Raw genomic sequence first — 22428 nt, 5'->3', positions numbered from 1 at the left:
GGGCGGCGCGCCTTCCTTCCCGCCGGCGTGAGGCGCCTCAGTCGGCGATGGTGCGGGCGAGAACCCGCGCCGGAGCGCCGTCGCCGCCCTCGATCTCCAGCGCGCCGAACACGAACTCGACCCGCTGTCCGGCGAACGCCGCGTGCCCGGTCAGATGCTCGCAGACGAGGATGCCGTTGCCGAGCAGTGCGCGGTGAACCGGCCAGTCGAAGCCGGGCCGGCGCAGGTGATAGACGAGATCGGGCGTGGCGAAGTCGCAGGCGAAGAGCTTGATGCGCTGCGCCACCAGCCAGCGCGCCGCTTCCACCGACAGGCTCGGATGCCGCTCATACAGCGGGGTGCCGACCCGCGCCGCCCAGCCGGTGTCGATGGCGAGGATGTCGCCTGGCTGGAGCAGCGGCCGGGCGCGCTGGAGTTCGCCGACGCCGATCACCGCATCGGGCGGCTGCGGCAGGTGCCACACCACGCCCGGCCCGCACAGGCGCTCCAGCGGAATGTCATCGAACGCCGGGGCGTCGTTGAAGAAATGGCGGGGTGAGTCCACGTGGGTTCCCGCGTGGGTCACGAGGCGCATCTCGGTGACGTTGAACGGGTCCTGCGGCACCCGGCGGATCGGCTCGAAGCTCGGCGCCGGAAAGATTGAGGCGCAGGGCATGGCGGGACCCACTGGGTGGGACAGGCTGACCCAGTCCCCCGTCGCCGACAGCGGCCGCCGCGCGGGAAGCTCCATGAAGCCGTGCCAGCCGGTCATCGGTTTCAGGCATGCGTCGCACATGGTTGGTCTCCGGGAAGGGCCGAAAGGGGTCAGGCCCCGAGATAGGCGCGGTTGACGTCTTCGTTGCGCATCAGCTCGCGGCCGGTGCCGCTCGCCACCACGCGGCCGGTGGAGAGCACGTAGGCGCGCGAGCACAATTCCAGCGCCTCTACCGCCCGCTGCTCCACCAGCACGATGGTGAGGCCGGTCTCGCGATGGACGTGGGCGATGCGCTCGAAGATGGCATCCACCACGCTCGGGGCTAGCCCCATGGACGGCTCGTCCAACAGCAGGACGCGGGGCGAAGAGACGAGGCCGCGGGCGATGGCCACCATCTGCTGCTGTCCGCCGGAGAGGGTGCCGGCGAGCTGGTGCGCGCGCTCCCGCAGGACCGGGAAAAGCATCAGCGCGTGCTCGATATTCTCCGCCCGCCGGGCGCGATCGGCCAGCGGCATGGCGCCGAGTTCGAGATTCTCGATCACCGACAGGTTGGCGAACACCTGCCTGTATTCCGGCACATGGGCGAGGCCGAGGTGGGGCCGCCGGCTCGCCGGCACCGGTGCGAGGTCGTTGCCCGCAAGGCGGACCACGCCGGACGCCAGTGGCACGACGCCGGAGATGGCCTTCATCAGCGTGGTCTTGCCCGCGCCGTTGGGCCCGATGATGGTGACGAATTCGCCCTCGGCCACGTCGAGATCGACGTCGCACAGGGCCGTGCGCCCGCCATAGCGCACGCTCACGCCTTCAAGCGACAGCATCGGGCACCCATTTCTCGCCGAGATAGGCGGTGATGACCGTCCGGTCGCGCACCACGTCCTGGGGCGCGCCGTCGGCGATGACGCTGCCGTGGTCGAGCACCACGAAGCGGTCCACCAGCTTCACCATGGCGTGCATGGTGTGCTCGATGATGACGATGGTCAGGCCGTCGTCGCGCAGGGTGCGGATGAGGCTCATGAAGGCGCGCACCTCGCCGGCATCGAGCCCGGCGAAGGGCTCGTCCATGAGCAGCAGCCGCGGCCGCGAGGCGAGGGCGCGGGCCACCTCCAGCTGGCGCAGCTCGCAATTGGTCAGCGCCTCGGCGGGGGCCTCCGCAAGCGCGCCGAGGCCGACCCGCCCCAGCGCCTCGCGGGCGCGCTCGGCGGCCTCGGCATCGGTGGCTGTGCCGACGAAGGCGCCGACCACGACATTCTCCACCAGCGACATGCGCGCGAAGACGCGCGCCACCTGAAAGGTGCGGCCGACACCGAGGGCGCAGATGCGGCTGGGCGGAAGGCCGGTGATGTCCCGCCCGCTCAGCCGGATGGCGCCCCGATCAGGCGTCACGAGGCCGTTCAGCACATTGAAAAGGGTGGTTTTGCCGGCGCCGTTGGGCCCGATGATGCCGAGAATCTCCTGGGTCCGCACCTGGAAGCTCACGTCGGCAACGGCACGCACCCCGCCGAAGCTGCGGCAGATGCCCTCCGCCTCCAGCATGATGGCCGCATGCGGCGGCAGCACGAAGGGTGTGGCGAGCCGCTCCACTGCTGAAGCGGATACGGCCTGAGCCGGCCGCCCCCGCCGGGGCAGGAAGCGGTCGCGCACCGCCCAGGCGATGCCCTGGGGCATCTTCATCATGACCAGGATAATGGCGATGCCGAACACCACGCCCTGGATGCCCGGCAGCTTGCCGCCGAGCTCGGCGTGCAGGATCTCCGAGGCCGGCACCAGAAGGAAGGCGCCCACCACCGGTCCCCAAAGCGTTCCGACGCCGCCGAACATGGTGACGATGAGGGCCTGCGCGGACGTCGCCAGGCCGAACACGGTGTTGGGCGTAACCACCAGCAGGATAACGGCGTAGAAGCCGCCTGCGGCCCCCGCCAGCGCACCGGAGAGGGCGATGGCCTTCAGCTTCCAGCGGAAGGCGTCGATGCCGGCGACCTGGGCGGCGATCTCGTTCTGCTTGATGGCGAGCAGCGACATGCCGAAGCGCGAGCGCTCGACCTTCAGCGAAACCAGCAGCGCCAGCACCAGGAGGCCGAGGCCGATGAGCGCGTTCCAGCGCGGGTCGGAAAACTGCATGTAGAGCGCGGCGTTCTCGCGTTTCATGGGCAGGGACACTTCCTGGAAGCCCGCCCATTCGAAGACGTAGAGCATGGCCAGCGGGTAGGCGAGCATGGCGAGGGCGAAGTAGTGCCCGCGCAGCCGGAAGGTGATGGCGCCGATGATGATGCCGGCGAGGCTGCCCGTGACCGCCGCGAGCGGAATGCCGATCCACGGCGTCACGCCGGCCTTGGCGAACAGCAGCGTGGTGGTGTAGGCGCCGATGCCGAAGAAGGCGGCGTGGCCAAACGACACGAGTCCGCTGTAGCCGGAGAAGAGATTCCAGGCGAGGCCCATCACCGCCCACACCGGCACCAGCGCGAGCATCAGCTGGTAATAGGAGTTGGTGGTGAAGAGGATGGCACAGCCATAGGCGGCGACGAGGGCGCAGATGGCGATATAGGCGAGGCGCGGGCGCTGGGAAAACATCAGGCGCGCTCCACGCTGCGGCCGAACAGCCCCTGCGGGCGGACCAGCATGATGAGGAGGAAGACCACGAAGACCGTGGTGCCCTGGAGCTGCATGGGCAGGACGAGGGTCGACATCTGCTGGACGAGGCCGATGACGAGCCCGCCCCAGAACGAGCCCATGATGGAACCGAGCCCGCCCAGCACCACGCCGGCATACATGACGATGATGAAGTCGAGCCCTACGTAGGGCTGGAACGGGTAGTAGGTGGCGACCATGGTGCCCGCGAGGGCGGTGAGGCCGAAGCCGAGGCCGAAGGTGACGCGATGGCAGCGCGCCACGTCGATGCCCATATAGGTGGCGGCCAGCGGATTGTCCGCCGCGGCCCTCAGCTTCTTGCCGAGATCGGTGCGGTGGAGCAGCGCGTAGAGGCCGCAGGAGGCGGCGAGGGCGGCCACCGCGGCGAGAATCCGCGCCTCGTTGAGGAAGACAAGGATGTCGCCGCCGAAGCTGTCCAGCACCACCGCCTGCGAGGCCAGCGGCGTATTGAGCGACACCGGAGTCGAGCCGAACACCATCAGCCCGCCGTTGGACAGCACGAGGGAGATGCCCAGAGTCATGATGAGCTGGGTCTGGTGCACCTCGCCCTCGGTCATGCCCGGCCGGTCCCGGCCGATGCGGCCGAGCAGCGCCAGATGCATGAGCCAGCCGATGGCGAAGAACACCGGCACCGCCGCGAGGGCGGCCAGGATGAGGGCGGGCAGCGAGCCGATGAGCGAGCTGAGGCCGAGCCCCGACAGGATCGCCAGCGCGAAATACATGCCCAGCATCAGGAAGTCGCCCTGGGCGAAATTGATGAGGCGCATGATGCCGAAGATCAGCCCGAGGGCGACGCACATCAGGCCGTAGGTAGAGCCCACGAGCAGGCCGGTGGCCACGGCCTGCAGGACCGCTTCGAGGCCGGGTGGGGAGAAAGGCATAAGCATTCGCCTCGTTCGAGCGGGCCGGGGGCGGCGGCTGCGGGCCGCCGCCCGGGTCTCACGATTTCGGCCAGAGCGGCGTGCGGACGGCGTCTTCCTTCGGCCAGATCAGGTAGGGCATACCGCCCTGCCACTGCACGAGGCCCACGGCACCGCCGATCCGGCGGCCCTTGTCGTCGAACGCGACATGATCGCCGAGGTAATAGTCCGCCGGCCCGTCGGCGCGATTGGTGGCGCGAAGCGCCGCCATCACCTTGGCCCCGTCGGCGGAACCGGCGCGCTCCAGCGCGTCCTTCACCAGCCAGACGTCGCCGTAGGTGCTGATGGTGTCCTGCCCGAGCCACGGCTCACCGCTGCGCTTCGTCAGGCCCGGCAGCGCGGCTTCCTGCGCTTTCGAAGGCCAGTTAGGCGCCACCACGATCAGCCCTTCCAGCAGCTCCGGGCCCACGGCCTTGAGCATCTCGGGGCTGGCGAGCTGCACGCCAACGGTGACGGCCGGCAGCTTGCCCTTGCCGAGGCCGAACTCGTTCATCTTGGTGAGCACCAGCTTCGCGTCGGGAAAGCTGGTGGAATAGAACAGCATGAAGTCCGGCTTGGTGGCGCGCAGCTTCTGCACCATGGCGGTGGCGTCGGTGAGCGGCGGGGTGAACACCTCGTCCGCCACCACGGTCACGCCGAGCTTCTCGAAGCCGCCCTCGCGCAGCGGCTTCACGAAGGCCTGCGAGGCCGCCGTGCTGTCGGAGATGATGGCGACCTTGGTGGGCCGCTTGCCGGAGGCTGCCTGCGCCATGTCCAGCACGGTGGGCATGGAATTGAGCGCGAGCTGGCTCGCCACCGGCACGGTCTGGACCACGTACTTGAAGCCGCGGTCGGTGATCTGGTCGGCGTAGGACAAGGTGAGCCACGGCAGCTCCGCGCGCTCTGTCACCTCGGTCACGGCGAGGGTGAGCGAGGAACTCCAAGAGCCGGTGCCGGCGACGACGCCGGCGCGGTTGGCGACGAGGCGCTGGGCGGCGTTCTTGGCGGTCTCCACCTTGTCGCCGGCATCCTCGACCACGAGGGCGAGCTTGGCGCCCCCCAGGGCCTTGATGCCGCCTGCGGCATTGATGTCCTCGATGGCGAGCTCGGCGCCCTTGCGCATCAGGTCGCCCTGGCGGGCCATGGGGCCGGAGACCGGCGCGATGAGCGCGATCTTGAGATCCTCGGCAAGCGCGGCCCCCGCCAGGGGCAGCGTTGCCAGTCCGCCGGCCAGAATAAGGGCGCGTTGCAAACAGCGCAGGCCAATCATGGCGCGTTTTCTCCCGACTGTGATTATTGTTTGATTTTATTGGCGTTTTAGATTGTTCGATGCCGGCGGCAGCTTAGGGCAACCAGACTATGCGTCCTCATAATAATTGAGGATTATAGTATAACCTCGTGGCATTCTGGTGCCGCGGGCCGACGAAAGCGCCAAGCTCTGAACGGCTGGATATCGGTCGATGCTTAAAAAAGCTGTTGATGAGGGTCTAGCGATACCGGGGTAAGGGCAGAGCGATGGCCCGTCCCACCTAATGCTAGGCATGCTCACCTACGCGACGTAAAGGAATGCCGGCGCAGCGCTTGAATTTCCGAACTGCGCAGCCACAAAAACTTGGCTAGAGCTGCCCCCCGCTCCGCCCTCACTGGACCCACCCTGATGCGCGCAAGACTGAGCTTTGCCCGGATCATCGCGGCGTCCATTGCACTTGTGGTGCTGGTCGCATCTTACTGGGTCTATCTCGAATATTCGTTCAGCACCGCCCGGGCCGTGGTGCTCGAGAATGCGCGCCTTCGCGCCAGCCAGCTCAGCGACGCGACGCGGGAGCAGTTTGCGGCCACCCTGCGGGCGACCGATTTTCTGCTGCAGCATGCGCGTCGCGATTTCGTCCAGGATCCGACCGACTTCCAGGTCTCGGCGGCGCAGGTGCTGGCGCTGCTGCCTCCGCTCGCGGACGCCCAGCTCACCATCTACGACGCGGAGGGGAAGCTGGTCGCGACCAGCGGCGTTGCACCTGCGCCCCCCAACATTGCGGCAACGGCCGAGTTCCAGGCGATGCGGCGCTCCGGTGCCGACGATGCGCTGCTCGTCGGCGTGCCGGTGCCCGATGAACGCCCCGGCCACTGGAGCGTGCCTCTGGCCCGACCGCTGATGGCGAGCGAGGGGTTTGCCGGTGTCATCCGCCTGCTGGTGTCGCCGCGATATCTGTCGAGGGAGTTCGCGCTCGTGGGCCTCGGCGCCAATGACGTGGTCGCGGCGATCCATCTGCCGGAGGGCAGTTACATCGCGCGCAGCAGCGGCATCGACGGCGTCGTGGGACGGCGCGTCGTCGCCAGCCGGCCGTTCCTGACGGCGGATGCGCCGCCCGCCGGTATTTTCACCGCGGTCTCCAGCCAGGAGAATATCGAGCGCATCTATGCGTGGACCCACCTGCGCGAGCAGCCGGTGGTGACGGTGGTCGGCCTGTCGATCGCCGATCTGATGGCGCCCCTGAACGAGGCGATCAAAGCGCACCGCCGCACCAATGTGATCGGCACCCTAGCCATGGTGCTGCTCACCGCCGGCCTCATCCTTCTATCGCTCAGGGACGTGCGCCACCACGCACGGTTCGTCGAGCAGGAGGCGCTCTACCACGCCCTGTTCAACCAGAACCATTCCGTCAAGCTGGTCTCCGATCCGAGGGACGGGCGGATCCTGGCGGCAAACACGGCCGCCGCCGAATTCTACGGCTACAGCCGCGAGCAGCTGAGCCGGATGACGCTCTTCCAGATCAACTGCCGGCCGCAGGAGGAGATTTCGCGCCTGATGACGGCGGTGGCGGAGGGCGAGGGCACTTCCTTCATCTTCCCGCATCGGCTCGCCTCGGGCGAGATCCGCATGGTGGAAGTGTTCCCCGGCCCCGTGCAGTTCGGCGGCACCAAGGCGCTCTATTCCATCATCCACGACGTCACCAGCCGCTTCGAGCTGGAGCGGCGCCTCAGCGAGAGCGAGGCACGCTATCGCACGATCTTCGAGGCCATGCCCGCCGGCGTGATGGTGATTGACAGGCACGGCACCATCGCCGGGTGGAACGAGCAGGCGCTTCGCCTCATGCATGTGGATGCCGATGCGCTCGTCTCACGCTCCTTCGATATGTACCATCGCGACGGGCGGCGCCTGAGCCTGGAGGAGCGGCCGTCCATGCGGTGCCTCTCGGCCGACATCCACGACGAGCTCTATTTCGTGCTCGACCCAGAGGGGCGGCGCACGTGGATCAACATCAACGGGCGGCGCTTCAGCTTTGGCGACGGCCAGGAGACCATGGGCGCCATCCTCACTTATTCGGACATCACGAAGGTAGTCCAACTGGAGGAGGCGGCGCTCATCAGCGAGCGCGTGTTCGAGGCCGCCGCCGAGGGCATCATGGTGACGGACGCCGACGGCAGGGTCGTGCGCATCAATCCGGCCTTCACCGAGATCACCGGGTTCGGCCAGGACGAGATCCTGGGGCGGCAGCCCAAGGTGCTGTCCTCCGGCCGGCACGGGGCGGGGTTTTTCCGCGAGATGTTCGAGAGCCTGGAGGGCAGGAGCGTCTGGGAGGGCGAGATCACCAACCGGCGCAAGGATGGCAGCCTGTTCGTGGAGCGCGCCGTCATCAGCGCCATCGTGCGGGCGGACGGAACTCTCTCCGGCTACGTCACGCTCCTCTCGGACATCACCTCGCGCAAGAAGCAGGAAGAGGAGATCTGGCGGCGGGCGAACTTCGACGGGCTCACCGGACTGCCGAACCGCACGCTGCTCCTCGATCGCGCCAACCAGGCCCTGGCGCACAGTCGGCGGGCCCACACCGCCGTCGCGCTGCTCTTCATCGACCTCGACCGGTTCAAGCAGGTCAACGACCGATGGGGCCACGGCGCCGGCGATGAACTGCTGCGCCTCGCGGCTGAGCGGATCTCGGATGCGCTGCGCTCCGAAGATTCGGTCGCGCGCTTCGGCGGGGACGAATTCGTCGTGCTGCTTCCCGCCGTGGACGGCGCAGTCGGTGCGACCACCGTCGCCGAAAAGATCCTCAACGGACTGCGCCAGCCCTTCCACCTGAAGCAGGGCGAGGCGTCCATCTCCGCCTCAATCGGGGTAGCGGTCGCCACAAACGAGAGCGTGAGCGCGGAGACGCTGATCCTGCGGGCGGATTCCGCCATGTATCGCGGGAAGGGCGCCGGCCGCTCGCAGGTGGTCGTCTTCTCGGAGCAGAGCGAGCCGGCCTCGTGAGCCGTATCCGCTAAGGACGATGCGAGGGCCCGCGTCACGACGGCGGGCAGCCGTCCGCCTTTTTTCCCCCCAGGGCGGGCGGACTCGCGGCGCCCGCGGATCCCCCGCGATTTGGCGGAAGAGAGTGGGAGTCGAACCCACCAAGGACCGGCTCGCGGCCCCTCCCGGATTTGAAGTCCGGACGCCCCACCAGGGACGCTTCTCTTCCCCGCGGCGCAACCGCGGCTGAATGCTCCTGTGCCTCAAGCTCTGCGCCGGCAAAAAGGTCCAGCCGGAAGCGATTGATGCGGCGCAGGTCGCCACGGCGCAAGGTTACGCCATGGCGGTCGAAGAATTCGAGAATCTGGATCGCCACCTTCCGTCCACTGCCGATCTCGTCGCGGAAGGCGGCGGCGGTGAATTCCAGCTTCATGCGCTCGCCCGACAGGCGGGTGAGGATCGCCACCATCTCCGCCACCACCGGGCGCAGGAAGAAATGGTCGTGCGCTACCTCGTCAACCCGACCCAGACGGCTGAGAAGCTTGAGCAGCCGCCGCACATTGGCCTCCGGCACCCCGAGCAGGCCGGCGATGTCGCGCACGCGGGGCGGGCGGAAGCGCTCGATGCCCTCGAGGAGGGGCTTGATCGTGGTCCACAGGGTTTCGTCCGCAGCGGTGAGGCGCACCTGGAAGCCGGCCCGCCGCACCCAGGCGCCCTCAAGCTTCACGAGACCCGGCGGCAGGCCGGCGAGCGCCGAGGGGAAGACCTGCGCGGGCAGGCGCGGCACCAGCGCGAGACGCAGCCGCTCGCGGCCGAGGCCCGGCAGATCGGGATTTTCTGCGTGGAAGGCATCGAGCGTCGCGATGATCTGAGCGCTCAGATCGGTAAAGCGCGTCGCGGTGAGCGCGAGCGTTGTGCCACCCGCAGCCAGGCGCTTCAGGTCGAGCGTGGCGACGAGCGCCTCCACCTCGTCCGCCGCCAGCGCGCGGTCGCGGGCGAAGGTGTCGAGATCGACGTAATGAGGCGGCACCGCGAGCAGGCGGGCGAGCGCCTCCGCCGGATCGCGCGCGGCCATGGCGTCAAGCTGAGCGAGGCGGTCGGGTGCGCGGCGCTTGCGCAGGGGGCCGCGCAGGTCGAGGAAGAACCCGCCGCCGATGGTGCGCTGGGCAGAGGTGTCGCGGATGACGAAACGGTCGCCCGCCGCAGCGGCGATGGGCGCCTCCAGCACCAACTGCACCTTGCCGCTGCCGCCGGGGGCGATGGGGTCGCCGAGCAGGACCAGACGCGCGCCCACTTCCCGCGCGGCATGGTGCAGCCGCACCGGCAGCCATTGGGAGAGCGGCCTGGGCTCGCTTGGCAGGACCTTCAGCTCGGCATCGATATGGTTGGCGGGCGCATGGAGCAGGGGATCGAGCACCACGTCGCCGCGGGCGATGGCTTCCTTGCTGATGGCGTCCCCGGCGAGGTTGAGGCCGCAGCGGTCGCCGGCGATGCCAATCTCCGAGACCCGGTCCTGGGCATGAATGGAGCGCACGCGGGCGGAAAGGCCGGTCGGGCTCACCGTCACCCGATCCCCCACACGGACGCTGCCCGAAAGGACCGTACCCGTCACCACCGTTCCGGCGCCGGAGAGCGTGAAGCTGCGATCCACCGCGAGGCGGAAGCGTCCGCCGCCGGCCCGCCGTCCGAGGGCATGGGCCGCCGCCACGAGGGCGTCCCGCAATTCGGCGATGCCCTCGCCGCGCGCGGCCTCTACGGGTTGGATCGGCGCCCCGGCGAGGCCGGTGGGTGCGAGCAGCGCGCGAATCTCGGCCGTAACCGCGGCGACGCGGGCATCGTCGGCGAGGTCGGCCTTGGTAAGGGCGACAATGCCCTGCGAGACACCCAGCAGGTCGAGAATGGCAAGATGTTCGCGGGTCTGCGGCATAACCCCGTCGTCGGCCGCCACCACCAGCACGGCGAAGTCGATGCCGCTCGCGCCGGACAGCATGGTGTGGACGAACTTCTCGTGGCCAGGCACGTCCACGAAACCGAGCACCTCATCGCACACCGGCAGATAGGCGAAACCGAGGTCGATGGAGATGCCGCGGGCCTTCTCCTCCTTCAGCCGGTCGGTATCGACACCGGTGAGAGCCCGCACCAGCGTGGTCTTGCCGTGGTCGATGTGTCCGGCCGTGCCGATGATCACTTAGGGCAGCTCCCCCAGTGGGATGGCCGCCCGGCGCAGGGCGGCCGACTCTTCCTCGGGCGTGAGCGTCGCGCGGACCGCATCGAAGAAGCGGTCAGCCAGCGCGCTGTGGCCCGTGCGAGCGCGCACCAGCCAGGCGAAGGCCGCGATCCGGTCTCGCGGTACGCCGGCGCCCAAATGGTAGGCAGCGCCGAGCATGGCCTGTCCGTCGGCGTCGCCCGCCTCGGCACCCTTGCGCCACCAGCGGGCCGCCTCCACCGCATCGCGCTCCATGCCGAGGGCGTTGTGGGCGATCATGCCGAGACGGGTCATGGACGAAGCGATGCCCTGGTCGGCCGCCGCCAGCGCCCAGCGCCGGGCCTCGGTCGGATCGGGGTGCACCACCTCGCCCTCCAGCAACATCCAGCTCAGCATGTCCTGCGCCGGTCCGTCGCCATCCTCCGACGCGGCGCGATAGAGGTCGGCGGCGCGGGCGTAGTCTTGCTTCACGCCGTCGCCCTTGAAGAAGAGCGTGGCGAGGTTGCGCCGGCCCACCGGATCGCCGCCCTCGGCGGAGAGCTCCAGCCAGCGCCGGGCGAGGTCCAGATCCTGCTCCACGCCGAGACCGTCGACGAAGCAGGCGCCGATATTGTTCTGCGCCCGGGCGTTGCCCGCGCGGGCGAGAGGCTCCCAGATGGAGAGGGCGGTCTCATAGTCGCCGGCGGTGGCGGCGGCGAGCGCTGCCGCCATCTGCTCATCCGGCGGGCGGCTGTCGGGCGCCGGTTCTTCCGGCAAGGCGGGCTCCTCCGCGGGAGGGGGTTCCGGCGCTTCCTCGACGTCCGTCGGCGGCGGCTCCGCCTGGATCGCGGCCGCGAACAGCTCTTCTTCGAAGCTCACCGCTGCGGCGGGCGCAACCTCCACCTTTCGCGGCGGCTCGACGGCCACCGGGGTCGGCGCGCGAGGCTCGGGAGCCGACGGGGCGGGGGCCGCCGGCCGCTGCGGCGCGAAGGGATCGTCCTCGCGCAGCCGATCCTCAAGGCGCGGGCGACGGGGCAGGCCCGGCTCGGGCCGCTCCGGCGGCCGGGCAGGGGCAAGCCCGCTCGCGATGTCGCCCAGCAATGCATCGAGATCCACCTCGGCGTCACCAGGCGGACGGCGATCCGACGCACGCGGCATGCGCGGCATGGGCCGAGCCGGCGGCTCGGGCCGTGCCGGCTCGGGGCGCTCGGTTTCGCTGCCGGGGCGGCGCGGGTCGTCCGGCGCGCCCCCCTTGCCCTTCAGGCGATCAAGCCAACTCATGTGCCCCCTCCAAAGCGGTCACCGACGCGACAAACGCCGCTTCGTCCTCAAGGCACCTCAAATCCAGCACCAGAGCCTGATCGTCAATGCGCCCGATCACCGGTACAGGCAATCGCCGGAGCGCATCCGCCAGGCGTGCGATGCGGCCGCCGCTTCCGTCGCGGGCGCGGATGGCGAGCCCGACCCCGGCCAACGTCTCCAGCGGCAGCGCGCCGGAACCGATCTGGCTGCGGCAAGGCTCAGGCTGAATGCTGAAGCCTGCCCCAAGGATAGGAGCCAAAAGCGGCGCAAGCCGGGCCGCCTGCGCGGCGAGGTCCTCGGCGGACCGCGTAAGATAGCGCAGGGTGGGCAGGCGCTCGGCGAGGCGGTCGGGATCGCTGTAGAGGCGCAGCGTGGCCTCGATGGCGGCAAGGCGCACCTTGTCAACTCGCAGCGCCCGCTTCATGGGATTCTTGTTGATGCGCGCCACCAGCTCCCGCCGGCCGACGATGAAGCCGGCCTGTGGACCGCCGAGAAGCTTGTCGCCGGAAAACGTGACGATGTCCGCGCCCTCCGCCACCGCTTCCTTCACCGTGGGCTCGTGCACGAGCCCGTAGCGGGCGAGATCGGCGAGCGTGCCGGACCCGAGGTCGTTGACGAGGGGCACGCCGCCGGCACTGGCAATCTGCGCCAACTCGCGCGCCGGCACCTCCGCGGTGAAGCCCTCGATGCGGTAGTTGGAGGTATGCACCTTCAAGATCAGCCCGGTCGCGGGGGTGATCGCATCGCGATAATCCCGCGCGTGCGTGCGGTTGGTGGTGCCCACCTCGCACAGCTCCGCGCCGGCCCGGCGCATGATCTCCGGCATTCGGAAGGCGCCGCCGATCTCGATCAGCTCGCCGCGGGAGACCACCGCCGGCCGGCCCTGGGACAAGGTGTTGAGAACAATCAGGACCGCCGCCGCATTGTTGTTAACGAGGGTCGCGTCCTCTGCCCCCGTCAGCTCGCAGATGAGGTTTCGTACATGGTCGTCGCGCTCGCCGCGCCGGCCGCCGTCGAGGTCGTATTCCAGCGCGACCGCGCTGCGCATGGCGCGCGTCGCGGCCGCCACCGCCTCCTCGGCAAACACCGCCCGGCCGAGATTGGTGTGGAGCACCGTGCCCGTGAGGTTGAACACCGGCCTGAGGCTCGGCATGGCCGCAGCGTCGAGCCGGGCGAGGGCGGCGGCGGCGATCTCCTCGGCGCTCGCCGGTCCACCGGCGCCGGCCCGCAGCGCGGCGCGGCGCTCGTCGATCGCGGTTCGGACAGCGGCGGTGGTCGCCTGCCGTCCGTGACGCTCCAGCGCGGCGCGGGCGGCCTCCGCCTTCAGCACCTGATCCACCGCCGGCAGGAGCCGGAGCGGCGTGAGGGCGTCGGATCGGGCGGCCGCCTGGGTCATGGCGCGCCTCAATAGCCGAGCAGGAAGGGATTGAAGGCGGCGCGGCGGTAGGGGCCCTCCTTCTGCTTCAGGTCGAGGCCGAGGCTCGCCACGTCGTCGGCTACAGGGTCCTGGGCGTCGTCCTGGGCGAGATAGAGCACCTTGCTGTAAGCGTGGCAGGTGTCGCAGGTCTCGGCCTTCACCGCCCCGTTGCCGCCTTCCATCTCCTGATAGGCGATGCCGCCGGTGGAGCCGCAGGCGGTGCAACGCACGCGCACGTAGTTCCACAGCGTGCCGCACAGGGCGCAGGCGCAATAGCGCGCCCCGGCGGCCGAGGGCCAGTTCACCACGAGGCTCGCCACGGGGACCCCGCCGCAGCTGGGGCACACCCCGTCGCCGACGGGAACGAGCCGCGCGGCATCGAGGGCGGCGGCAAGACGCACAAAATGGGCCTGCAGTGCCGCGGCGACGAACAGGTGCTCGCCGAGCTCGGCCTCGGGGATGGAGGTGGCGAGCACGTTGCGGATCATCTCGCCCCGCGCCGCGGCGGATTGGCTGCGCACGCGCGCCAGATTGTCGGCGGCCTGCGCCGGCATCTCAACGGCGGCCGCTTCGCTGAGCAGGCGGTCGAAAAGACTGTCGAACGCGCCGTCTGCGGTGAATCGGCTGCGGTCGAGAGGGGGCATCTCGTTGGCGCGGGCGCGGTCCACCTGGGCGGGGTCCGTCGCCTCGGGCTCGGGCGTTGCAGCAATTGCGGCGTGCTGGGCGTCGCACAGGCCGGCGAGAAAGGACAGATAGGCCCCGACCGGATGGCCGGGCGCGAGATGGCGCAGCCGCGCGGCGCGGCGGGCGAAAAGGGTGGAGGGGTCGGGAAGATAGGCGAAGACCGGGGCGCTCACCCCCTCCAGCACGGAGGGATCGGGGATGATGGCCGAAGGCGGGCCGGACGGACGCGACATCATTACCTCACGAACCTCACGGGTCACGTGCACGCCCCGGCCGCGACCGGGCGGCCGGGACCTGATTATACAGCGGCAGCTATTCGGCGGGAGTCCCCCGCGTGCCGGACCCGCGTCCGGTCTTGGACGTGCTGACCAGCTCGCGGAACCACTTGCGATGGTGCCGCCATGCCCAGCCGCCGGTGACCTGCCCCCGCGTCATGGCGCCGATGGTGCCCTTCACCCAGATCGCCGCATAGACGTGGACGATCCACACGCAGATGATCGCCACCGCCGCCACGGCGTGGACGAGGAGAGCGATGCGCTGCTGCTCGATGGACGTCCAGTTGGCGAAATAGGCGTTCCAGATGGCGAGGCCCGAGCCGATCAAGATCATGATGAGCAGGCTCATGCCCCAGAACACGAGCTTCTGGCCGGCATTATACTTGCCGAGCTCGGGCAGCTTCTCCTCATGGCCTGCGATCACGTCGCGGATGCGCCGCATCCACGTGCCGTCCTCGCTCTTCCAGAGGTTGGCCTTCCAGAAGCGCAGGAACATGCCGGCGAAGGAAAAGAACAGCACCACGCCGATCCAGGGATGGATGGTGCGCGTCATCTGTCCGCCGCCGAACAGCCCGGTGAGGAAGTAGAGGCTGGGGTGGAACAAGGCGAGGCCCGAAATCGCCAGCAGGATCAGGCTGATGGCCGTGATCCAGTGGTTGATTCGGGCGCCCACTGTGTAGCGGTCCACCTGAACCGGGCGGCCCGGATGGACCGCGTCGCCCGTTTCGACGTCATAGGGTGCGCTCACGATCGCCCTCCCTGCGTCAGCTTCTCGGCATTGGCCTCATCTTCCGGCGTCACCTTGTTGGCGCCGTTGACGAGATAGTGCAGGGCGCCGGCGAGGGCGGCGAAGCCCATGACGCCGAGGCCGACATATTTGGTCACGCCCTTCCACGCCTCGACGATTGGGCTGATGCGCGGATTGTCCGGCAGGCCTGCATAGATCGACGGCTTGTCGGCGTGCTGCAGCACGTACATCACGTGCGTGCCGCCGACGCCGGGCGGGTCATAGAGGCCCGCGTTCTTGTAGCCGCGGGACTTCAGGTCCTTGATGCGGCCCTCGGCCCATTCCTTCATCTGCGTCTTGGTGCCGAAGACGATGGCCTGGGTGGGGCACGCCTTCTGGCAGGCCGGGCCCTGGCCGACCGCCACGCGGTCGGAGCACAGGGTGCATTTGTAGGCCTTGTGGTCCACCTGCGAGATGCGCGGGATGTTGAAGGGGCAGCCCTTCACGCAGTAACCGCAGCCGATGCACTTGGCGTGGTCGAAGTCCACGATGCCGTTCGAATACTGCACGATGGCACCGGGCGCCGGGCAGGCCTTAAGGCAGCCCGGATCGGCGCAATGCATGCAGCCGTCCTTGCGGATGAGCCATTCGAGATTGTCCGTCTCGGGGTTCACCCACTCGGTGAAGCGCATCAGCGTGTACGACGCCGGGGTGAGGTCCGGCGGGTTGGTGTAGGAGCCGTTGAAGGTGCCGATCTCCTCATGGAGCTCGTTCCATTCGAGGCACGCCGCCTGGCATGCCTTGCAGCCGATGCACTTCGACACGTCGATGAGCTTGGCCACCGGCTCCTTGAACTCGACCTTCGACGGGGCGCCGGAGGCCGAACGGCGGATCAGGTCCGCATCGCCCATCTTGGGCGCCACCGGGGCGGTGGTGGGGTTCGGAATCGGAGGAAACATGATGGCTCTCCTTTTCCTTACGCCACCGGCCCGGTGGAGGGCTCGATGTTGACCAGGAACGCCTTGAACTCGGGCGTCTCGATGTTGGCGTCACCCACGAAGGGCGTCAGCACGTTGGCCGGGAAGCCCTTCTTGGCCGCCCCGACGAAGCCCCAGTGGATGGGGATGCCGACGATGTGCACGGGCTTGCCGTCCACCATCAGGGGACGGATGCGCTTGGTCACGTAGGCCTTGGCGGTGACGGAGCCGCGCTTCGACCACACCCGCACCCAGCCGGCATTCTGGATCGACTTCTCCTTGGCCAGTTCCTCGGAGATCTCCACGAAGAATTCGGGCTGGAGCACCGAATTCACGTGGTTGTTCTTCGTCCAGTAATGGAAGTGCTCGGTGAGCCGGTAGGAGGTCGCCGCATAGGGGAACTCCTTCGACGCCACGTCCGCGAACTGGGCGAAGTCATCCTTGAACACACGCGCCACCGGGTTGCCCCGCACCTTGGGGGCGATGAGGTTGGCGACCGGGCTCTCGAACGGTTCGTAGTGCACCGGGAACGGACCCTCGCGCATCATGCCCCGGGCGAACAGGCGGGAGACGCCTTCCGGGTTCATGATGAAGGGGCCCACGTCCTGCGGCTTGGCGGTCGGGGCGATGTCCGGCACGTCGTATCCGGTCCACTTCGCGCCGTCCCACTCCAGCAGCTTGCGTGAGGGGTCCCACGGCTTGCCGTTGATGTCGCAGGAGGCGCGATTGTAGAGGATGCGCCGGTTGGCCGGCCAGGCGAACGACCACTTCAGATAGGCACCGGTGTCGTCGGGGTCGGAATTGTCCCGGCGGGCCATCATGTTGCCGGCCTCGGTGAAGGAGCCGGAATATATCCAGTTGCCGCAGGCCGTCGTGCCGTCGTCGCGCAGGACACCGAAGGTCGCCACCTGTTTGCCGGCCTCAAGGACCTTCTTGGTGGGATCGTTGGGGTCGAGCACGTCGGCGATGACGTAGCCGTTGAGCTCTTTGGTGAGCTCGACCGGCGAGGGCTCGTGCGGATCCTTGTAGTTCCAGGTGAGGTTGAGGATCGGATCGGGGAAGGCACCGCCTTCCTTGCGATACAGCTCCTTCAACCGCAGATGGAGGCCAGCCATGATGGCGACGTCGGTCTTCGCCTCGCCCGGAGGCGAGCCGGCGGGCCAATGCCACTGGATCCACCGGCCGGAATTGACGAGGGAGCCCTCGTCCTCGGCGAAGCAGGTGGTGGGGAGCTGGATGACCTCGGTCTGGATCTTCGCCGGATCCGCCGGGTTGTAGACGCCGTGGTTCTCCCAGAAGCGCGCGGTTTCCGTCTCAAGAGGGTCGATCACGACCAAGAGCTTGAGCTTCGACAGCGCGTCGGCGAGCTTGGCCTTATTGGGGAAGGCCTGCAGCGGGTTGAAGCCCTGGCAGATGTAGATGTTCATCTTGCCCTGCTTCATCAGCTCGAAGGCGCGCAAGATGTCGTAGGCCGGTACGTCGAGCTTCGGCAAGTTTTCGAACGCCCAGTTGTTCTCCGCCGTCGCGGAGGCACCCCACATGGCCTTCTGAAAACTGACGAAGAACTTGCGGTAGTTCTGCCAGTAACTCATCTGGTTCGGCCGCAACGGCTTGAAGCCGCGGGTCGACATATAGGCGTTGAGGTCGGGCTCGCGCTCCGTGGGCAGAGTGAGATAGCCGGGAATCATGTTGGACATGAGCCCGACGTCGGTCAGCCCCTGGATGTTCGAATGCCCGCGAAGGGCGTTCATGCCGCCGCCGCGAACGCCGATATTCCCGAGGATCAACTGGAGCATCGCCATGGAGCGGATGTTCTGTGATCCCTTGGAATGCTGGGTCCATCCCAGGGCGTACATGGAGGTCATCGTCTTGGTGGGCGATGAGCACTCCGCGATCATCGCGGCCACCTTCAGGAACTTGTCCTTGGGCGTGCCGGTGATGCGCTCGACGAGTTCCGGCGTGTACTGGGCGACATGGCCCTTGAGGAGGTTCCAAACGCAGCGCGGATTCTGGAGCGTGTCGTCCACCACCGCAAATCCGTCGGGACCGATCTCATAGTCCCAGGTGGAGCGGTTGTAGTCGCGCTTCTCGTCATCATAGCCGGTGAAGAGACCGTCCTGATAGGTGAAGCCCTCCTTCACGACATAGGTCGCGTTGGTGAAGGCCTTCACGTATTCCCACTGCACCTTGTCGTTCGAGATGCAGTAATTGATCACGCCGAGCAGGAACGCGATGTCCGTGCCCTGGCGGATCGGGGCGTAATAGTCCGCCACCGCGGCCGAGCGCGTGAAGCGCGGGTCCACGACGACAAGCTTCGCGCCACGGGTGGCCTTCGCCTCCGTAACCCATTTAAATCCGCACGGATGCGCCTCGGCGGCATTGCCGCCCATGATGACGACCAGGTCCGTGTTCCGGATGTCGGTCCACGAATTGGTCATCGCGCCACGGCCAAAAGTTGGGCCCAAACTGGACACCGTGGGGCCGTGTCAAACCCGCGCTTGGTTGTCGAACACCAGCATGCCGAGCGAACGTATGGTCTTGTACGTCGCCCAGGCGGTCTCGTTGGTCGTCGCGGAAGCGGCGAGGAAGCCCGTGGTCACCCACCGGTTCACCGCGACGCCGTCCTTGTTCTTGGCGATGAAGTTCGCGTCGCGGTCGGTCTTCATGGTGCGGGCGATCTTGTCGAGCGCCTCGTCCCACGAAATCCGCTCGAACTTGTCGGATCCCGCGCGCCGGATCATCGGATATTTCAGGCGCGTCTCGGACTTGACGATGTCGAGCAGGGCCGCGCCCTTCGGGCAGAGCGTGCCGCGGTTGGTCGGATGGTCGGTGTCACCCTCGATGTGGGTGATGTCCGCCTTCTCGCCCTTGGCGAGGTTGCCCTTGGCGAAGATGAGGATGCCGCAGGCCACCGAGCAATAGGTGCAGGTGTTGCGAACTTCGGTTGTATTGACGAGGCGGAACGGCTTGATGGTGGAAGCGTAGGCCTCCTCGATGGCGCCGAAGCCCATCGCTCCCAACGTCGTTCCCGCCACGCCCGCGCCCGCCGTTTTCAAAAACTGGCGGCGCGAAAGCTCCATGTTCATCGAAGGAAACCTCCGACCCGTTGTGCCCCGACCGGGGACGATGGGGGGCGCCCGCGATGCCGCGCCTCCATGCCGGAATCCGGCACGGGGGGACGGTATTTTGGAACTGGAAGCATGTCAATTTACGTTGGAGCAAGTCTCCGTGCTTTCACGAAAAATCGCCCTGAGGCGTGCTGCAGCGCAATGTGGATGGGGGCAATATAATACTTCTCCTGTGATTTCATCGGTGTGCCGTTGCCGGCCGGCGTGATGCGTTGCGGGAGGGCCGTGGATCACGGAATCGGGCGTTGACCGTTGGTGGTACGGTGACGCAGATTGCCTGGGTGAAGACGCCATGGGCTCCCGAGGATCGGGGCAAGTTTGCATCAGGTTTCGGCCCCGCGGCCCATCGCCCGGCGACCCCGCCCGCGCGGCCGCGTTTTGGCTTTCGCGCGTCCGTCTCACAAGTATCCCGTGGTTCCGCACGTTTGCCGGCTCAGGGCCGGCTTTCCATCGCGCTCGCCCTGTCCTGCCTGCTTCTTTGCGGGCCGGCGCGGGCCGAGGAGACGCGCGCCCCGGTTCCTGGTTTCCTCGCCCAGGTCGAAGGCGCTCCCGCCGCGCCCGAGCTTCGGCTCGAAACGCTTGATGGTCCGCCGGCCGATCTCTCCGCCGGAGCGGAGCCGGGCAGCCGCGCCGTCGTGGTCCACTTCTTCGCCACCTGGTGCGAGCCGTGCCGCACCGAGCTGCCGGCCCTCGCCCGCTTCGCCGTGCGCCGCCAGGACGTGCGCGTCCTGCTGGTGGACGTGGCCGAGCCGGAGGAGAGGATCCGACGGTTCTTCGCCGGCAGCGCCGCGCCCGGTCCGATTCTCGTGGACCGGGACAGGGCGGCGGCGCGGCGCTGGGGCGTAAGCCTTCTGCCCGCGACGTTCGTAGTCGCCGGCGCACGCCTTCATCTCGCCCATGAGGGCGAAGTGGATTGGGACGCGGCCGCCACCGATGCCGCGATCTCCGCCGTGGCCGGGCCTGCCGGCCTCACCATAAAAAGCCAGGGAGGACTGTCGAGATGACGACCAGACGGGATCTACTCAAGGCCGGCGCACTCGTCTCCGCTGCCGCCTTCGTCCCGCGCGCCGCCTTCGCCCAGGGCTCCACCGCCGAGCCCCGCGTGTTCGCCCCCGCGGTGGGCAATTGGCGCAGCTTCCAGATTACCACCACGGTGGAGATCCTGAAGCCGGCGGGTCAGGTGCAGGCCTGGCTGCCGGTTGCCTCGTTCAGCAACCCGGACTGGTTCAGGCCCGGCGCGAACAGCTGGACCACCAACGCCCGCACGGCCAAGCTCGTACGCGACCCGCATTCCGGCGCGGACATGCTGCATCTGGTGTGGGCCGAGGGCGAAACCGCGCCGAAGGTGGACCTCGTCAGCCGGGCCACCACGCGCGACTGGTCGGTGGACCTCTCGCGGCCGGCCAAACCCGCAGCGCTGAGCGCGGAGGAGCGCCACCGCAACACGGCCGCCACCGACCTCATCCCCACCGACGGCATTGTGAAGGCCACCTCGGACAAGATCGTCGCCGGCAAGGCCGCCGAGCTTGAGAAGGTGCGTGCCATCTTCGAATGGATCGTGGAGAACACCTATCGCAACGCCGCCACCCGCGGCTGCGGCATCGGCGATATCGCGGCGCTGCTGAAGAGCGGCGACCTCGGCGGCAAGTGCGCGGACCTCAACGCGCTGTTCGTCGGCCTCGTGCGGGCGCAGGGCATCCCCGCCCGTGACGTCTATGGCCTGCGCGTGGTGCCCTCGCGCTTCGGTTACAAGAGCCTCGGCGCCAATTCGGAGGTGGTAACCAAGGCGCAGCATTGCCGGGCCGAGGTCTACCTGTCCGAGTTCGGCTGGACCCCCATGGACCCTGCCGATGTGCGCAAGGTGGTTCTGGAGGAGCCGCCGGGCAAGCTCGCCCTAGATGACCCGAAGGTGGTGGCGGCGCGCAAGGCGCTGTTCGGCGCGTGGGAGGGCAATTGGTTCGCCTACAACACCGCCCATGACGTGGCCCTGCCGGGCTTCGAAGGCCCCCGCCTCGGCTTCCTGATGTATCCGCAGGCGGTATCGGCCGGGGGACCGCTCGACTGCCTCGATCCCGACACCTTCAAGTACACGATCCGCGCCGCCGAAATCGCGGTGTGACCTCCCGCCGGTCAGGGCGGTCCCCCGTCGCCGCGCCGGGGCGTGGCATGGCGACGGGGGGTTTTCGGACGGCGGGACAGAAGGAATTTAGGCGATGCTCGACGTGCCCCATATCCGGCTGACCAGCCTCGCCCACGGCGGCGGCTGCGGCTGCAAGCTCGCGCCCGGCGTGCTTCAGGAGCTGCTGGCCGGGCAGGCCCCCGGCGGGCCCTTCGAGCGTCTGCTGGTCGGGACCGAGACCGGCGACGATGCCGCCGCCTACGATCTCGATGGCGAGACGGCGATCATCGCCACCACGGACTTCTTCATGCCCATGGTGGACGATCCCGATCATTTCGGCCGCATCGCCGCGACCAATGCCATATCCGACGTCTATGCCATGGGTGGCGAGCCTTTGATGGCGCTCGCCATTCTCGGCATGCCGCTGGGCAAGATCGACACGTCCACCGTGCGCGCCATCCTCGCCGGCGGGCAGGCCATCTGCGCCGAGGCCGGCATCCCGGTCGCGGGCGGGCATTCCATCGACTGCCCCGAGCCGGTCTACGGCCTCGCCGTGATCGGTCGTGCGCCCAAGGCGAGGCTGCGGCGCAATTCCACCGCCCGGCCCGGCGATGCGCTCATCCTCACCAAGGCACTGGGGGTGGGCGTCTATTCCGCCGCCTTCAAGAAGGATGCGCTTTCGGCTGTTGCCTACGACGAGATGATCGCCTCGGTCACCAAGCTCAACCGCGTTGGCGCGGAGCTCGGCCGCGACGCAGACGTGCACGCCATGACGGACGTGACGGGATTCGGCATCCTCGGCCACGCCCTGGAGATGGCCCGCGGCTCGGGCGCGACGCTGCGCATATCCCGCGCGTCGCTGCCGCTTCTGGATTCCGCGGAAGCGCTGGTGCAGCAGGGCTTCGTTACCGGCGCCTCGCATCGCAACTGGGCGAGCTACGGCGCCGAGGTGGACTTGCCCGGCGGCACAAGCGAGTGGATGCGCCATCTCTTGACCGATCCCCAGACGTCGGGCGGTTTGCTGGTCGCCTGCGCCCCGGCGGCGGCGGACCGCTTGCTCGCGCAGATCAAGGCCGCGGGTTACCCGGCGGCGACTTTGATCGGCACCGTAGATGCCGGTCCGGGACGGGTGGCGATCACCGGCTGAGGG

15 protein-coding genes, 1 tRNA gene and 1 pseudogene are annotated in these 22428 nt (G+C 68.3%); 4 read left to right on the top strand and 13 right to left on the bottom strand.

What is annotated here, in order from left to right; genetic code table 11:
• Window positions 1-37: 37 nt before the first annotated feature.
• The 5 genes from ABLE93_RS02865 to ABLE93_RS02845 are packed head-to-tail and all read right to left on the bottom strand — an operon-like array spanning window position 38 to window position 5509.
• A complete protein-coding gene (locus ABLE93_RS02865) occupies window positions 38-775 on the bottom strand; it encodes a cyclase family protein (RefSeq protein ID WP_348837785.1) in 738 nt (245 codons plus the stop codon).
• 29 nt (window positions 776-804) lie between these two features.
• Window positions 805-1512 (bottom strand): ABC transporter ATP-binding protein, encoded by a 708-nt coding sequence (locus ABLE93_RS02860; protein ID WP_348837784.1) that lies wholly within the window; start codon window positions 1510-1512, stop codon window positions 805-807.
• Entirely contained in the window at window positions 1499-3262 is a 1764-nt protein-coding gene (locus ABLE93_RS02855; protein WP_348837782.1) for a branched-chain amino acid ABC transporter ATP-binding protein/permease, read from the bottom strand. The genes ABLE93_RS02860 and ABLE93_RS02855 overlap by 14 nt, the downstream gene beginning before the upstream one ends.
• Window positions 3262-4221, bottom strand: a complete 960-nt coding sequence (locus ABLE93_RS02850; RefSeq protein ID WP_348837781.1) for a branched-chain amino acid ABC transporter permease — start codon at window positions 4219-4221, stop codon at window positions 3262-3264. The genes ABLE93_RS02855 and ABLE93_RS02850 overlap by 1 nt, the downstream gene beginning before the upstream one ends.
• A 58-nt stretch (window positions 4222-4279) precedes the next feature.
• Window positions 4280-5509, bottom strand: a complete 1230-nt coding sequence (locus ABLE93_RS02845) for an ABC transporter substrate-binding protein (RefSeq protein ID WP_348837780.1) — start codon at window positions 5507-5509, stop codon at window positions 4280-4282.
• 387 nt (window positions 5510-5896) lie between these two features.
• Here ABLE93_RS02845 and ABLE93_RS02840 point away from each other — a divergent pair, with 387 nt between their 5' ends.
• The gene (locus ABLE93_RS02840) at window positions 5897-8485 is read left to right on the top strand and encodes a PAS domain S-box protein (protein ID WP_348837779.1); all 2589 of its coding nucleotides are present in this window, start codon (window positions 5897-5899) and stop codon (window positions 8483-8485) included.
• A 112-nt stretch (window positions 8486-8597) separates the two neighbouring features.
• On the opposite strand, the gene ABLE93_RS02835 is transcribed toward ABLE93_RS02840, so the two are convergent.
• The 8 genes and pseudogenes from ABLE93_RS02835 to fdnG all read right to left on the bottom strand — a co-directional run bounded on the left by ABLE93_RS02835 (window position 8598) and on the right by fdnG (window position 19117).
• Window positions 8598-8693, bottom strand: a tRNA-Sec gene (locus ABLE93_RS02835).
• A gap of 87 nt (window positions 8694-8780) precedes the next feature.
• Window positions 8781-10652: pseudogene (gene selB / locus ABLE93_RS02830) on the bottom strand (selenocysteine-specific translation elongation factor); the annotation flags it as partial.
• On the bottom strand, window positions 10653-11381 hold the full coding sequence (locus ABLE93_RS02825; protein WP_348838467.1) for a tetratricopeptide repeat protein: 729 nt from the start codon (window positions 11379-11381) through the stop codon (window positions 10653-10655).
• 535 nt (window positions 11382-11916) lie between these two features.
• Window positions 11917-13347 (bottom strand): L-seryl-tRNA(Sec) selenium transferase, encoded by a 1431-nt coding sequence (selA, locus tag ABLE93_RS02820; RefSeq protein WP_348837778.1) that lies wholly within the window; start codon window positions 13345-13347, stop codon window positions 11917-11919.
• Window positions 13348-13355: 8 nt separating this feature from the next.
• The gene (gene fdhE, locus ABLE93_RS02815; RefSeq protein WP_348837777.1) at window positions 13356-14285 is read right to left on the bottom strand and encodes a formate dehydrogenase accessory protein FdhE; all 930 of its coding nucleotides are present in this window, start codon (window positions 14283-14285) and stop codon (window positions 13356-13358) included.
• Window positions 14286-14364: 79 nt separating this feature from the next.
• On the bottom strand, window positions 14365-15075 hold the full coding sequence (locus ABLE93_RS02810; RefSeq protein ID WP_348837776.1) for a formate dehydrogenase subunit gamma: 711 nt from the start codon (window positions 15073-15075) through the stop codon (window positions 14365-14367).
• Complete coding sequence (gene fdxH / locus ABLE93_RS02805; protein WP_348837775.1) at window positions 15072-16013, bottom strand: formate dehydrogenase subunit beta; 942 nt, start codon at window positions 16011-16013, stop codon at window positions 15072-15074. Before fdxH ends, ABLE93_RS02810 begins: the two co-directional genes overlap by 4 nt.
• Before the next feature lie 17 nt (window positions 16014-16030).
• The gene (gene fdnG / locus ABLE93_RS02800) at window positions 16031-19117 is read right to left on the bottom strand and encodes a formate dehydrogenase-N subunit alpha (protein WP_348837774.1); all 3087 of its coding nucleotides are present in this window, start codon (window positions 19115-19117) and stop codon (window positions 16031-16033) included.
• Window positions 19118-19584: 467 nt separating this feature from the next.
• Here fdnG and ABLE93_RS02795 point away from each other — a divergent pair, with 467 nt between their 5' ends.
• The 3 genes from ABLE93_RS02795 (at window position 19585) to selD (ending at window position 22425) form a co-directional block, all read left to right on the top strand.
• On the top strand, window positions 19585-20163 hold the full coding sequence (locus ABLE93_RS02795) for a TlpA family protein disulfide reductase (protein ID WP_348837772.1): 579 nt from the start codon (window positions 19585-19587) through the stop codon (window positions 20161-20163).
• Window positions 20160-21278, top strand: a complete 1119-nt coding sequence (locus ABLE93_RS02790) for a transglutaminase-like domain-containing protein (protein WP_348837771.1) — start codon at window positions 20160-20162, stop codon at window positions 21276-21278. The genes ABLE93_RS02795 and ABLE93_RS02790 overlap by 4 nt, the downstream gene beginning before the upstream one ends.
• Before the next feature lie 94 nt (window positions 21279-21372).
• Complete coding sequence (gene selD, locus ABLE93_RS02785; RefSeq protein ID WP_348837769.1) at window positions 21373-22425, top strand: selenide, water dikinase SelD; 1053 nt, start codon at window positions 21373-21375, stop codon at window positions 22423-22425.
• The last annotated feature ends 3 nt before the right edge of the window (window positions 22426-22428 follow it).

The organism is Xanthobacter pollutisoli (genome assembly GCF_040044995.1).
Taxonomy (GTDB): Bacteria; Pseudomonadota; Alphaproteobacteria; order Rhizobiales; family Xanthobacteraceae; genus Xanthobacter.
The sequence above is the reverse complement of the archived record's forward strand: the minus strand, read 5'-3'. Positions and strand labels throughout refer to the sequence as shown.